Raw genomic sequence first — 13,607 nt, 5'->3', positions numbered from 1 at the left:
CTTACCTTATCCTGTCAGACTATCCATTTTACGAGCCAGTTTTGCATCCAATGTGCTCAGCCCGCCTACATCGTGTGTGGTCAACACCACATTCACCGTTTTGTAAACATTGTCCCACTCAGGATGGTGGTTCCATTTTTCAGCCCAGATCGCAACGCGTGTCATCCAGCCAAAGGCATCGACGAAATTTTCGAAAACAAAAGTCTTTGTAATCGCATCCCGCTCGTCGACCATTTCCCAGCCTGAGGCAAAAAGCGGCTCCAGCAAAGGGCCGCGCGTTTCGGTGCTTAGCTTTTCTGTCATTCCTGTTCCTCAACTTTGGCGCGCTTGAAGGGACCGTAGGTGGTCAGCACGCTGATTTCCTGATCCACGGCCTCGCGCTCAGCCGTCAGATATTGATCAATCGCGTCTCTAAAACCCGGATCAGCAACCCAATGCAATGACCAAGTTGGAGTCGGCAAGTAACCGCGGGCCAGTTTATGCTCGCCCTGTGCGCCCGCCTCCACGCGATCAAGACCAAGCGAAATGGCAATATCCATCGCCTGATAATAGCACAATTCAAAATGCAGGAACGGGTGGTGTTCGGTGCAGCCCCAATACCGACCAAACAGGGTGTTTGCGCCAATGAAATTCAAAGCACCAGCAACCCAACGCCCGTCCCGCTCCGCCAAAACAAGGGCCATATCGTCCCGCAAGGTCTCTTGCGCGACATCGAAAAACGCGCGGGTCAAATAGGGCGTGCCCCATTTGCGCGCGCCGGTATCCTGATAAAACGCCCAGAACGCATCCCAGTGCTCTGGCTGCAATTCATCACCTGTGAACGTTTGAATAGTGCCACCGAACGCCTGCGCTTTTGCGCGTTCCTTGCGGATGTTTTTGCGCTTGCGCGAGCTGAGCGTGTCCAGAAAGACGTCAAAATCCGCGTATTTATCGTTGAGCCAGTGAAATTGCTGCGTTTTGCGCCGCATCAGCCCCAGTTCCGCACCGCGCTCAGCCTCTTGCGGCGTGCAAAACGTCACGTGGAGCGATGACACACGGTTGTTTGTGGCCAACTCAACCGCCCCTTGGGTGAGCGCTGCAAAGCCGGTTTCCTCAAACCCCGGGCGAATCAGGAAGCGTCGCCCCGTCGCAGGCGTATGCGGCACCGCGATCTGCAGTTTGGGATAATATCTGCCCCCGGCGCGCTCATAGGCATGCGCCCAGTTGTGGTCGAAAATATATTCGCCCTGACTGTGCGATTTGGCATACATCGGGGCCACGGCAATCAGCTTGCCCGATATCCAAGCGGTCAGATACTGCGGCTGCCAGCCGGTGCCGGTGCCGACAGAACCACTTTGTTCCAACGCATCGAGAAAGCGATAGGTCGTGAAGGGGTCGATTGCACGCGCACCGTCAGTTTCTTCGGGACATGCGCAAGCGTCCCACTCTTTTTGGCCAATCTCCCGCAGGGAAGATATCAGCCGAATTTCAACTGCTTGCTCTGACATAATCCCATCCCAATCTTACAAGGGTTATGTGTGGCACTGGCCAATTTGATCAAGCAGCAATCGGCGCGAGATATTGCTCAAAGGTGATATTGTCAGCGATCTGGCGCGCTTGCGCTTCTTCCTCGGGCGATCTGACCGTCCAGCACAGGATTCGCGCACCGTTTTCCTTTAATTCGCTCACACGCGGGCGGGCAAGGTCGTCTTTTTCATGGCTGATAAACGCACAGGCCGCCCGATCATAGTCGGGTATCTCGCGCAATGTATCACACACTGACGCATGCAAGTGTACCGATGGTTTATAGGCACTCGTCACCAGCCCCCGCGGGATATCCGGTGCTAATTCTGCTAAACGAACCACCGAATGGGGATTGAACGACATCAGCGCGACGGGCCCGGCATACCCTTGCAAAGCCCGTGCCACACTGGCTTCGAGCGGACCGATTGAGGGGCCCATCGCCCCATCCTGATCCTTGATCTCAATCAGCAGAGGCACCTGCCCCGCAACCAGATCAAGGATTTCAGGCAAGCCGGGAATGCCTTCTGCACCCGCGCGCAACTGTGTCTTCTGCAAGTCGGCAGCAGAGGTATCGCGCACACGGCCCTGCGCCTCTGTCAAGCGCGCCAGATTGTAGTCATGAAACACCATGGCCTGATCATCTGCGCTCAGCTGAATGTCGATCTCAATACCGTAACCGGCAGAAATCGCAGCCTTTATTGCCGCCCGGCTGTTTTCCGGACGGCCCTGTTTGATGTCGTGTAGCGCGCGGTGGGCAAGAGGACGGCTAAGAAACGCCTCAGGTAGAAGAGGAGTCATTGAACTTCGAAAATGCCTTCAATTTCTACCGCGACACCAAAAGGTAGAGACGCCGCCGAAACCGCTGAGCGCGCATGACGCCCTGCATCCCCCAGAGCTTCGACCAGAAAATCGGATGCCCCGTTAATGACTTTGGGTTGATCTGTAAACTCAGCGGTTGAATTCACAAAGCCCGTCAGTTTGACCACCCGGACCAAACGCTCGATATCCCCGTCACAGGCCGCCTGAACCTGCGCCAAAAGGCTGATCGCACAGCAGCGCGCCGCCGCGGCCCCCGCCTCGATGTCCATGGTTTCGCCCAGTTTGCCAGTGATCATGCCTTGCGAATCGCTTGAGATCTGACCCGACACGTAGACTGTGTTCCCGGTTTTGACATAGGGCACATAATTCGCCGCAGGTGCTGGCGCACTTGGAAGAGATACTCCGAGTTCTGCAAGTCGGGATGTAAAGCTCATTTTAAACTCCTGTTATCGGGTCTGATCGTATGAGGTAGACCAGTGGCGACGCGACCCTGCAAAACGCACCAAGCCCCACCTTTTAAGGCCCGCGTGTGGCGCGTCCAGTCAAATTTTGGCTCCCTGGCCTCAAAAATCGACAAACTCCGCGAAAGACAGTGATCATCCGGACGACGGTACAGAACCAGTGCGCGAACACCGCCCCGCAGAGCAAAAAGACACATCCGGCAAGCGTCAGGCAATATCCCGCCGCGCTTGTTGACGCGCCAAGGCGACACATGCATCTTGCACAGGTGTTTTTCGAATGACGCCAAGTCGCTTACGGTTTAGTAGGTAAGCCGGATGTACACTTGCGCGCCGAACCCGTGACCGACGTTCGCACGCACCGAAGATTTTAGGACCGTGTCATTCGGATCGCACAGACCAGAGCTCCGTGGGAACGGACCACAACCATAAGGTACCGCAATTGTTAGATTTTGCCCGTATTCAGAAGTTTTTAAAACCCATGTCGTTTATGGTGGTGGCTCTTGCGCTATCTGCATGTGCTACGTCTCAGGATCCGGCAACGCGCACCGATGGGATCAACGACCCCTATGAATCGCAGAACAGAGCCGTTCATCGGTTCAACAAGGGTCTCGATAAAAACCTCGTTCGTCCAGTATCAAAAGGGTATGCGGCGGTTTTGCCGGTCGAAATACGCGACAGGGTGAATGATTTTTCCGAAAACCTGTCGATGCCCGGTGTTGCGGTCAATAGCCTCTTGCAGGGTGATCTGCGCGGCGCTGGCCTCGCCACCACGCGGTTCCTGGTGAATACAACGGTTGGACTTGCGGGCTTCGTTGATGCGGCCAGCGAATTGAACATCCCGGAACACGATACAGATTTCGGTGAGACATTGGCCGTTTGGGGTGTCGGTGAGGGTGCTTATATCGAACTGCCGATCTTTGGGCCGTCGACGCAGCGTGACGCGGTCGGTTTTGTCACTGACTTCTTTACCAACCCGCTGACCTTTGCGACCATTGATACCAGCCCTGAGCAGTATGTGCCGCCTACAGCGCGCGCGGGGTCTTGGCTGAATACCCGCGACAAGATCAGCGGGACCATTGATTCTATCCTGTACGACAGTGCCGATAGTTACGCCCAATCGCGATCAGTTTACCTGCAAAACAGACGGTTTGAGCTTGATAGCTCTGGCGGAGCCGAAGAAGATCCCTATCTTGATCCTTACGCAGAATAACAAAGAGAGCAGACATGCGGTTTGAACCAACCCGACGCACTTTCCTCGCAGCCACGGCAGGCTTCCTCGGCTTGTTGGGGGCACCGGCCTTCGCCTTGAGCGAACAGCAGGCCCGCACCCTCGTAGATGACGTTGTCGCGCAGTTGCAGGCAGTCATCAATTCAGGCAAATCTGATGCAGCCATTCTCGGTGATCTTGAGCGTCTGTTTGTGAAATACGCCGACGTCAACATCATGGCTCAATACGCCTTGGGCAATGACGGGCGCAGCGCCAGCAGTGCTGAAAAGCGCGCTTTTGCTGACGCCTTCAAAGGATATATCGCCCGCAAATACGGCAAGCGTTTCCGCGATTTCATCGGTGGCCGGGTCGAAGTTCAATCCGTCAAGGAAATCCGCTCCGGCTATGAGGTCAAAACCAAGGCATACCTGCGCGGAGAAAGCCCGTTTGACGTCTCTTTCCATGTGTCTGACCGCTCTGGCAGTGACAAGTTCTTCAATATTTATATTGAAGGCGTCAATCTTTTGCTGACCGAACGCACGGAAATCGGTTCAATGCTGGACAAACGCGGCGGCGATATCAATGCTGTTGTCAATGACCTGAAAAAAGCAGGGTAATCGGACAGGGATCAACGATCCGAACCGCTGACATTTTTCGGCGGCTGCCCGCCGCCGCCAGTTCCGCCTAGAATATCGCGCAGCAGACCTTCCAGCAGGCCGACGGCCCCGCCGCTGTTCCGATTGTTATCCCTGTCGTCCTCGCGTGTGCGACCATTATCGCCCGGTGTCTGTAGCGGAAGCGGCGTCAGCGGCATCCCCTCATGCACGCGGGCCATCGTCTCACGCCAGATCTCTGCAGGCAAACCACCGCCCGTGACACCGGTCAACGGCGTATTGTCATCATACCCCATCCAGACACCGGCCACGTACTCGGCGGAGAAACCCACAAACCAGGCGTCCCGCGCGGCTTGCGTCGTGCCTGTTTTACCCGCCAGCTGCCAATTGCCAAAAGCTGCACGCTGCCCGGTCCCCTCAGAGACGACCTTCTCCATCATATAGACCATCTGACGGGCGGCCTGTTCCTGAATGATCCGTTCACCAATACCGCCACCAGTGCCCATCAACGGCTCCTGATCGCCCATAAGCCGAAGCTCGACCAACCCGTATGGCTGTACAGATGAGCCGCCGTTCAGGATGCCGGCATAGGCCCCTGTCATTTCAATCAACGTGCTTTCCGATGCGCCCAACGCAAGCGCGGGCCCCGCAGCAAGGTCGCTCTCCAATCCGAAACCATTTGCAACCTGTCGCACAAGGTCGCGCCCCACAAATTCAGAAACCTTGACTGCCGGGATGTTCAGACTGTCGCGCAGCGCATGGGTCAATGTGACTTTGCCGTAATACTTGTTCGTATAGTTGCGCGGCGACCATGGGCCAGATCCTGGAATATCAATCGTAAGTGGCTCATCCGTAACGGTATCATTCGGTGAATAACCGAGATCCAGCGCTGCGGCATAAACAAACGGCTTGAACGCCGAACCGGTTTGCCGCTTGGCCTGCACCGCCCGGTTAAAAGCGCCAGACACTTTCGTATTTCGCCCGCCGACCATGGCACGCACCGCACCATCTGCGGACATGACGACGATGGCCGCCTGCGCCTTGCTGCCTTCGCGCACCTTGTTTTCAAAGACCCATTTCAACGCCTCTTCGGCACTGCGCTGAATGCGCTGATCGAGGGTTGTCTTGATGATGACATCTTCCGTCGTTTTACGCGTAAAGAACTCCGGGCCAGAGGACATGACCCAATCTGCGAAATACCCACCTGAACGCGCCTCAGCGGCTTGCGATAATTGCGCGGGGTTCTGCTGTGCGTTGCGCGCCTCAGCATCGCTCAAATAGCCCTGTTCGTTCATAAGCCGCACAATTGTCGCTGCCCGCCGTTGCGAGCGTGTCAGATCATTTGTGGGCGCAAAACGTGTCGGTGCCACCAAAAGACCTGCCAGCATGGCCGCCTCTGCCGGTTCCACATTTGCAGCCGACTTGCCAAAATAGCGCTCGCTCGCCGCTTCAAACCCGCGCGCGCCCGCACCCAGAAATACCCGGTTCATGTAGATGGTCAGGATTTCATCCTTGGAGTACTTTGCCTCCATCGCAAGCGCATAGATCGCTTCGCTGGCCTTGCGCTTGACCGTGCCGCGGCGGCACTCGCGCTCATATTCCGCTTCGGTCTGCGTTTCGGGGTCAAAAGCCACCCCAAGGCACAAAAGCTTTGCCACCTGCTGTGTGATCGTTGACCCGCCGTGACCTTGCAACGGCCCACGCCCCTCGCTCAGGTTGATGCGCACGGCACTTGCAATGCCACGCGGGCTGATGCCGAAATGACGATAAAAACGGCGATCCTCGGTGGCGATAATCGCGTTCTTGAGATGTGGCGACACGGTTTGCGCGGTCACCACGCCGCCGAATTGATCGCCGCGCCACGCAAATACCTGACCGTCCTGATCCAGCATCGTGACTGAGCCGCGCGCACGCGCGTCAAGCAACTGATCGACTGGCGGCAGCGTGGTGTAATAATAGCCAACCACCAAGGCAAGCACGAGCCCCGTGACGAACCCAACACGCCACGTAATGCGCCAGATCAGCCGAAGCACCCACCGGATGATCCGTTGGAAAAACCCGATGATGCCGCCGCGTTGCTTGGCCACACGGCGCGGCTTCTTCTTTGCTTGCCGTGGTTTTGGTTTCGCCGTTTTTGCCTTGCGGGACACATAACGTTTATCCGCGACCAAGGGCTTTTTACCTTTGGATGTATTACTCATGAAGAACCTGCCCGGCCCGTTGTTGTTTTCGACACTCTAACCGGCTTTTTCACAAATTGTGACCCGCTCCGGCACGTCATGTTGATCATTTATTTGATTATTTTTTAGGCAAAAATATTTGATAGCCTATATTTTAATCGTTTTTCCGGATTAGCGCCTGCAATGTCATGCCGGAAACTTCCAATGCCCTGTGTCCCTGTCGTTTTCTATCGCCACAACCACCGCAGGGAATCCTGCAACAGTTAAGGGGACACGAGGTGAAACTCATCATTGCAACAATCAAGCCTTTCAAGCTGGAAGAGGTGCGCGAGGCGCTCACCGATGCTGGCGTGCGTGGCATGATGGTCACTGAGATTAAGGGCTTCGGCTCACAATCGGGCCACACAGAAATATATCGCGGCGCAGAATATGCTGTCAATTTCGTGCCGAAGGTAAAGATCGAGATTGTCGTGCCGGAACCGGCCGTCGATCAGATCGTCGAAACAATCACCAAGACCGCACATACCGGCAAGATCGGAGACGGGAAAATCTTCGTGCTCGGGGTCGATCAGGCTGTTCGCGTGCGGACCGGTGAAACAAACGAAGACGCGCTCTGAAGCTGCGACAACTTAGGGATAAGTATTATGACAAACATTAAGACATTCGCCACCGCAGCGGCGCTCATTGCGCTGCCGTCGCTGGCAGTCGCGCAGGACGCGGCACCGGGCTTTGACGAGATCGGCCCGTATATCATGACCACTTTGCTGTTCTGTATGGCGGGCTTTCTCGTCTTTTTCATGGCAGCAGGTTTTGCGATGCTCGAAGGCGGGCTTGTGCGGTCCAAGAACGTCACCATGCAGATGACCAAGAACATCGCGCTCTATTCGATTGCTGCGATCATGTATTGGATGGTCGGCTTCAACACGATGTATCCCGGCGACTTCAATGGGTTCTTCGCACTGGGCGGGCAAACGGTGCTCGACCCTGTCGGTGTTGCCGCCGCTGATGCAGCGCTTGATTATGCGTCTGTAGGGTCCGATTTCTTCTTCCAGCTCGTGTTTGTCGCTGCAACAGCGTCCATCGTATCCGGCGCTTTGGCAGAACGCATCAAACTTTGGCCGTTTCTGGCATTCGTTGTCGTACTCACAGGCTTTATGTATCCGATTTCCGGGTCCTGGCAGTGGGGCGGTGGCTGGTTGTCCGAAATGGGTTTCTCTGACTTCGCGGGCTCCACAGTTGTGCACTCCGTCGGAGGCTGGGCTGCCTTGGCTGGTGCTATCGTACTCGGGCCACGGCTGGGCAAGTACAAAGACGGTCGCGTTAACCCGATGCCGGGCTCTAACCTTGCGCTTGCAACACTGGGTACGTTCATCCTCTGGCTCGGCTGGTTCGGATTTAATGGTGGCTCGCAACTTGCCATGGGCACCGTTGGCGATGTCTCCGATGTATCGCGCATCTTTGCCAACACCAATATGGCCGCAGCAGCGGGTGCTGTCACCGCACTGGTCATGACGCAATTGCTGTATAAGAAACCCGACCTGACAATGGTGCTGAACGGTGCGCTTGCGGGTCTGGTGTCCATCACAGCCGAACCCTTGGCCCCAACGCTTTTTGGCGCGCTTTGGATCGGTGCAGTTGGCGGTATCATCGTGGTTCTTGCGGTTCCAATGCTGGACAAGTTCAAGATTGATGACGTTGTCGGCGCGATTCCGGTTCACCTGTTTGCCGGTATCTGGGGCACGATCGCGGTTGTCTTCTACAACAGCGACGCAAACCTGATGACGCAGCTGACAGGCATTGTTGCCTACGGTGTGTTCACCTTTGTGGGATCGCTGGTCGTCTGGTTCATCCTGAAGGCAGTCATCGGTATCCGCGTCAGCGAAGAAGACGAGATCAACGGTCTCGACGTCTCCGAGCTTGGCATGGAAGCCTACCCTGAGTTCGCAAAAGGCTGACCCCTTCCTCCCCAGAGGGTTAGCAATGACCCGGGCGTGCAAACGCCCGGGTTTTTTTATGCCCACAGAAAGCAGCGACCCAACCCGTGGTCAGAATAACGGCGCATGTTGGTGGGTCGGCCCCTAGACCAAACACAAAAAAGCACTTGACCTAAAGCGAGGTTGAGCATGCAGAGTATCACACGATCAGTCTTTAAAATGGCTGGGCTGAAAGATACTGTGGAAATCACCGATGCATGTCCTGACCGTTCTGGATCACCCCAATCCGACATCCTTTAGTGCCGCCGTTGCACAACGGTTCATGGAGGGCGCGCAGGCGGCTGGCCACACCGTTGAACTAACTGATCTGCATGCCGAGGGTTTCAACCCGCTATGGTCGATGGAGGACATAGAAAGAGACGCACAGGCAAGGGACCCGGCAGATGTTGTGGCCGAACAAGCCCGCATAGAACGCGCCGATGCGCTGTGCCTTGTGTTTCCGCTGTTCTGGTGGGGCATGCCATCGATGATGAAAGGTTGGGTGGACCGCGTCTGGACATGGGGCTGGGCCTATGACCAGCTGGATGATCCCAACAGGTCACTACTCAGGCCCCGGTCAGGCGTGCTGCTTGTTCCTGCGGGCGCAAGGTCAGACGAAATGGACGCGGCTGGCTATAAAGCAGCCTTGGAAACCGTCTGGATGAACGGCACATTCGGCTATTTCGGTCTGTCCCCGCGCCGCCTTGAGGTGCTCAACGGGTCCAGCGGGTCGGATGCGCGGCGGCAGGCACTAATGGATCGCAGCTATGACGCCGGGTTCACGCTGTTGCCACCCGATCCGGCAGTTTAGCCGCCGCAGGCCCGTTACAGTGTTCAAACACCTGCATCAACGATCGCCTTGGCGAGCATCGGAATCGTCTGTGCGTTCAGCCCTGCAATATTCATACGGCTGTCCCCCACCATATAAATACCGTTCTTCTCGCGCATCGTTTCGACCTTATCCGCAGAGGTGCCCAGCCGCGAAAACATACCGCGGTGTTGGGCCAGAAACCCGAACCGGTTTGAGCCGGAGAGCCGCTGCAACTCATCCGCCAGTTGCTGGCGCAAACCCAGCATGTTCAGGCGCACGTCTTCCAGTTCCGCTTGCCAATCGGCGCGCAACGCATCGTCGGTCAGGATCATCGTCACCAAGCGTGCACCGTGATCGGGCGGAAAGCTGAAGTTTTGCCGGTTCAGGAATCCAAGCGTATCCTGATGCAGTTTCCGCGCAGCCGTGTTCTGACTGATCGCCATCAGCAGCCCTGTGCGCTCACGGTAAATACCAAAGTTCTTGGAACAACTGGCCGCGATCAGGCATTCCGGCACAGAGGATGCAACTAGACGTGTGGCGGCTGCGTCTTCTTCAAGGCCCTCACCAAAGCCCTGATAGGCGATGTCGATCATTGGGACCGCGCCCGTTTCGAGCAGTGTCGCGACCACAGCCTGCCATTCAGTCAGGTTGAGATTGGCGCCCGTTGGATTGTGACAGCATCCATGCAGCAAGATCACATCCCCCGCACGGGCCGTCTTGAGGTCGGCCATCATGCCCTCGAAATCAACACCGCGGGTCTCACTGTCGAAATACCGATAGCGCACCACGTCCATCCCCAGATAGTTCAGAATGGAAATGTGGTTGGGCCATGTCGGATCTGACACAAACACCCGAGCGTCCGGCCGCGCCATGCGGATAAGCTCAAAGGCCTGTCGCACAGCACCTGTTCCGCCCGGTGTCGCCACGGATGCCACCGTGTCGCGCGGCACAGCACTGCCCAGCACCAAGGCGATCATCGCGTCCGAAAATGCCGGGTCGCCCGCGAGGCCCGTGTAAACCTTGCTGTCCTGCGTTTCCCACAGGGTGTGTTCGGCAGCCTTGACCGCACGCATGATCGGCGTGAGGCCCGTCGCGTCTTTGTAGACGCCGACGCCAAGGTCGATCTTGTTGTCGCGCGGATCATCCTTGTACATCTGCATCAATGCGAGGATTCCGTCAGCGGGGCGCGTCTTGAGGGTCTCGAACATCATGCGTCTCCCGTGGCGACGGGCACAGTGGGGAACATCCCCCATTCTGCCCAGGACCCGTCATACAAAGACCAGTGCTTATGCCCCATCCGCTCAAGAGCCAGCGCAAGAACGGCCGCTGTGACCCCCGAACCGCAGGAGGTAATGATCGGTTTGTCCAGATCCACGCCGGCCGCCTCGAATATCTGGCGGCATTCTTCGGGCGATTTCATCGTCTTGTCGTCATTTAACAGCGTTGTGTAAGGTAGAGATCGCGAGCCGGGAATATGGCCCGCCCGCAGCCCTTCGCGGGGTTCAGGCGCTTCGCCGCGGAACCGGTTGCCCGCGCGCGCATCGACAATGGCGTGATCCTTGATTTTGGACGCAGCCGACACCTGCGTGACATCGCGCACCAGATGGTTTTGGAACCGCACCGTGATATGGCGGTCGCGCACGATCGGGGGCATGTCTTCGATTTCGTGCCCTTCCGCTTTCCACTTGGGCAAACCGCCATCCAGCACGGCAACATTCTGTTGACCCATCAGCCGGAATAACCACCACACCCGCGGCGCCGATAGCAACCCTGCACCGTCATAGACAACCACCTGATGGCCATCACCCACACCAAGTGCGCGCATCCGGGACGTGAATTTCTCGCTGCGCGGCGCCATATGCGGCAGATCAGAGCGGCTGTCCGAAATCTCGTCGATATCAAAGAAGCGCGCGCCGGGGATGTGGCCTTCGTCATATTCCTGTCTGGCGTTCCGCCCGGCCTCGGGAAGATACCAGGATGCATCCAGTATACGCAGGTCAGGGTCTTTCAAATGCTCTGCCAGCCATTCGGTGGAAACAAGTGTTTTCGGATCGTCAGTCATCAGCTTACCCCTGCGCTCTAGGACCATTTCTGGGTAACGCCACGGGGCTAAACTGGCAAGCCCGCGCACCTAAGATAGAGCGCGGTTCAGCCGTGATCCTTCATCAAGCGGGATTTTTGCCGCGACCAGTCGCGTTTGGCCGCTGTTTCGCGTTTGTCATGCAGCTTCTTACCCTTGGCGACGCCGATCTTGATCTTGGCCATGCCCCGGTGATTGAAGTAGAGCACCAGCGGCACCAGCGTCATGCCTTTGCGCTGCGTGGCATTCCAGAAATCAGCCATCTGCTTGCGGCTGATCAGCAGCTTGCGGCGACGGCGTTCCTCATGCTGAAAGGTTTTGGCCTGTTTGTAGGGGGCAACATAGCTGTTGACGAGCCATAGCTCACCGTCCTCGACAGCTGCATAGCTTTCCGCGATGTTAGCCCCCCCCTCGCGCAGGGATTTAACCTCGGAGCCTTCCAATATGATGCCGCACTCCACATCGCTTTCGATGGCGTAGTCAAACCGCGCGCGGCGATTCTCAGCGACAACCTTGTAGTTCGGGTCAGATTTGGAGGATGATTTCACCTGTGACATGACCGTGATGTAGGCAGTTTGGTGTCTTGGTGCAAGTAAATGACATCAGTCGCGTCAGGCCGCTCCGCAGGAAAATTCAGTGACACCTACGGGTCCACGCATCTTGGGTTTTATGCCGCTTAGACGAGACCCCCATCTATGTGTTTCGCCATGGATGATCTAACGCGGTAGACGCCACACACACTATTGCGACGAGGCGCAAGCAGCGTTGCGGGCATAAAAACCCCTGTCAGATGCGCAGAAATGGTGATCAGATCAGATATCGAGGCCACCCTGACGCAGTTTCCCCTGTTCCTCGGGCAATTGCCTGCGATATTGCACAGGATCAAACACTGTTTTCAGATCGAAAGAGACCCATGAGCTATTCTTACGACGACCAGAACATCTTTGCCAAAATCCTGCGCGGCGAAATTCCCAACACAACAGTGCTTGAAACCGAGCACAGCCTCGCCTTTCGTGACCTTTACCCGCAGGCCCCGACGCATGTGCTTATTATCCCGAAAGGGGCCTATGTAAGCTACGATCACTTCGCCAGCGAGGCGTCGGACGCGGAGATCGTCGATTATACGCGCACCATAGGAAAGGTCTGCGAAATGGAAGGCGTCAGTCTGAATACCGGGGATGGATACCGTCTTATTTCAAATGCGGGAGAGCACGGTGTGCAGGAAGTGCCGCACCTGCACGTGCATATTTTGGGTGCGCGTCATATGGGCCGCATGGTCGCCAAAGCAGAATAACGATCCGCTGCAGGTTTACCGACTGGCCCGCATGGCCCACCACCGCCGCAACCTGCTGCGTTTCTCGGCCATGGCGTCTTCGGTCGCTTCCCAACTGTCCTGAAGCTCTTCGAGCTTCGGGTCGATGCGCGCCTCACGAAACCGCCGCCAGCGCCTCCAGATGGCGAAGCCAAAAAAGCCAAGGATGGCAAGAATAATGCCGTTCACCCAAGGCAGGGGTTTACTGGCATCAGGCCCGTCAACAGGCCAAACAGACACAGCATTGGGGAAAACAGACAGGAATTCGATCCGCCAGCCATAGTGGCGCACTGCCGCATATTGCGGGTCCCCGGAAGTTGAACGCAGGTCTGCGGCCTCTGCCTGAAGGTTTGATGTATCGAATTTCAAATAGGGCGGCCAACTCCATCCCGTATCCTCATTCCGATAAACCATGATCCGGTCATTCACCATGCGTGTTTGAATGAAGAATACGTCGCGCCCGGTTGCATCTTCTCCGGTGCCCGCGCCGCCACGCGACCAGAATATGCTGTTGGTTCCGGGTGTTTCACGTTTTTCATAGGTGTCCGTGATGCGTACGATATCCACCTGAGGCAGGGTATAATGCAGGAAGGATCCAATGAGGCCCCAAAAGACCAGAATAAAAACCCATTTCACGTAGAACATCA

15 protein-coding genes are annotated in these 13,607 nt (G+C 56.6%); 6 read left to right on the top strand and 9 right to left on the bottom strand.

Translation table 11 applies throughout. The features are described 5' to 3' along the window. Positions 1-6: 6 nt before the first annotated feature. From RLO149_RS00745 to RLO149_RS00730, 4 genes are read right to left on the bottom strand one after another with little or no spacing between them, the layout of a single operon-like run. Entirely contained in the window at positions 7-303 is a 297-nt protein-coding gene (locus tag RLO149_RS00745; RefSeq protein ID WP_013960133.1) for a 4a-hydroxytetrahydrobiopterin dehydratase, read from the bottom strand. After that, entirely contained in the window at positions 300-1,487 is a 1,188-nt protein-coding gene (locus RLO149_RS00740; RefSeq protein ID WP_013960132.1) for a GNAT family N-acetyltransferase, read from the bottom strand. Before RLO149_RS00740 ends, RLO149_RS00745 begins: the two co-directional genes overlap by 4 nt. A 49-nt stretch (positions 1,488-1,536) precedes the next feature. Next, positions 1,537-2,301, bottom strand: coding sequence for a glycerophosphodiester phosphodiesterase family protein (locus tag RLO149_RS00735; protein ID WP_013960131.1), 765 nt, complete (start codon positions 2,299-2,301; stop codon positions 1,537-1,539). Then, on the bottom strand, positions 2,298-2,756 hold the full coding sequence (locus tag RLO149_RS00730; RefSeq protein ID WP_013960130.1) for a RidA family protein: 459 nt from the start codon (positions 2,754-2,756) through the stop codon (positions 2,298-2,300). The genes RLO149_RS00735 and RLO149_RS00730 overlap by 4 nt, the downstream gene beginning before the upstream one ends. A gap of 505 nt (positions 2,757-3,261) precedes the next feature. On the opposite strand from RLO149_RS00730, the gene RLO149_RS00725 reads away from it, so the two are divergent. Both RLO149_RS00725 and RLO149_RS00720 read left to right on the top strand, forming a co-directional pair. Continuing rightward, the gene (locus tag RLO149_RS00725; protein ID WP_044025154.1) at positions 3,262-3,993 is read left to right on the top strand and encodes an MlaA family lipoprotein; all 732 of its coding nucleotides are present in this window, start codon (positions 3,262-3,264) and stop codon (positions 3,991-3,993) included. 14 nt (positions 3,994-4,007) lie between these two features. Further along, on the top strand, positions 4,008-4,607 hold the full coding sequence (locus RLO149_RS00720) for an MlaC/ttg2D family ABC transporter substrate-binding protein (protein ID WP_013960127.1): 600 nt from the start codon (positions 4,008-4,010) through the stop codon (positions 4,605-4,607). 11 nt (positions 4,608-4,618) lie between these two features. Here RLO149_RS00720 and RLO149_RS00715 read toward each other — a convergent pair whose 3' ends face one another. Next, positions 4,619-6,805: a transglycosylase domain-containing protein gene (locus tag RLO149_RS00715; protein ID WP_013960126.1), complete on the bottom strand. Its 2,187-nt coding sequence runs from the start codon at positions 6,803-6,805 to the stop codon at positions 4,619-4,621. A gap of 257 nt (positions 6,806-7,062) precedes the next feature. Here RLO149_RS00715 and RLO149_RS00710 point away from each other — a divergent pair, with 257 nt between their 5' ends. From RLO149_RS00710 to RLO149_RS00700, 3 genes are all read left to right on the top strand, one after another. Then, positions 7,063-7,401 (top strand): P-II family nitrogen regulator, encoded by a 339-nt coding sequence (locus tag RLO149_RS00710; protein WP_013960125.1) that lies wholly within the window; start codon positions 7,063-7,065, stop codon positions 7,399-7,401. Positions 7,402-7,428: 27 nt separating this feature from the next. Next, positions 7,429-8,739 carry an ammonium transporter gene (locus RLO149_RS00705; RefSeq protein WP_013960124.1) on the top strand — a complete coding sequence of 437 codons (1,311 nt, stop codon included), beginning with the start codon at positions 7,429-7,431 and terminating at the stop codon, positions 8,737-8,739. A 232-nt stretch (positions 8,740-8,971) separates the two neighbouring features. Continuing rightward, the gene (locus tag RLO149_RS00700) at positions 8,972-9,568 is read left to right on the top strand and encodes an NAD(P)H-dependent oxidoreductase (protein ID WP_013960123.1); all 597 of its coding nucleotides are present in this window, start codon (positions 8,972-8,974) and stop codon (positions 9,566-9,568) included. A 23-nt stretch (positions 9,569-9,591) separates the two neighbouring features. Here RLO149_RS00700 and RLO149_RS00695 read toward each other — a convergent pair whose 3' ends face one another. The 3 genes from RLO149_RS00695 to smpB all read right to left on the bottom strand — a co-directional run bounded on the left by RLO149_RS00695 (position 9,592) and on the right by smpB (position 12,205). Further along, positions 9,592-10,776, bottom strand: a complete 1,185-nt coding sequence (locus RLO149_RS00695) for an amino acid aminotransferase (protein WP_013960122.1) — start codon at positions 10,774-10,776, stop codon at positions 9,592-9,594. Further along, entirely contained in the window at positions 10,776-11,630 is an 855-nt protein-coding gene (gene sseA / locus RLO149_RS00690; RefSeq protein ID WP_013960121.1) for a 3-mercaptopyruvate sulfurtransferase, read from the bottom strand. The genes RLO149_RS00695 and sseA overlap by 1 nt, the downstream gene beginning before the upstream one ends. Positions 11,631-11,716: 86 nt before the next feature. Beyond that, complete coding sequence (gene smpB, locus RLO149_RS00685) at positions 11,717-12,205, bottom strand: SsrA-binding protein SmpB (protein WP_013960120.1); 489 nt, start codon at positions 12,203-12,205, stop codon at positions 11,717-11,719. A 356-nt stretch (positions 12,206-12,561) separates the two neighbouring features. Here smpB and RLO149_RS00680 point away from each other — a divergent pair, with 356 nt between their 5' ends. Beyond that, positions 12,562-12,942, top strand: a complete 381-nt coding sequence (locus RLO149_RS00680) for an HIT domain-containing protein (protein WP_013960119.1) — start codon at positions 12,562-12,564, stop codon at positions 12,940-12,942. Between the two features lie 15 nt (positions 12,943-12,957). Here the strand turns inward: RLO149_RS00680 and RLO149_RS00675 are convergent, their stop codons facing one another. Beyond that, on the bottom strand, positions 12,958-13,605 hold the full coding sequence (locus RLO149_RS00675) for a DUF1523 family protein (protein WP_044025492.1): 648 nt from the start codon (positions 13,603-13,605) through the stop codon (positions 12,958-12,960). Positions 13,606-13,607: the final 2 nt, after the last annotated feature.

The sequence above is a fragment of the Roseobacter litoralis Och 149 genome (assembly GCF_000154785.2).
Taxonomy (GTDB): Bacteria; Pseudomonadota; Alphaproteobacteria; order Rhodobacterales; family Rhodobacteraceae; genus Roseobacter; species Roseobacter litoralis.
The sequence above is the reverse complement of the archived record's forward strand: the minus strand, read 5'-3'. Positions and strand labels throughout refer to the sequence as shown.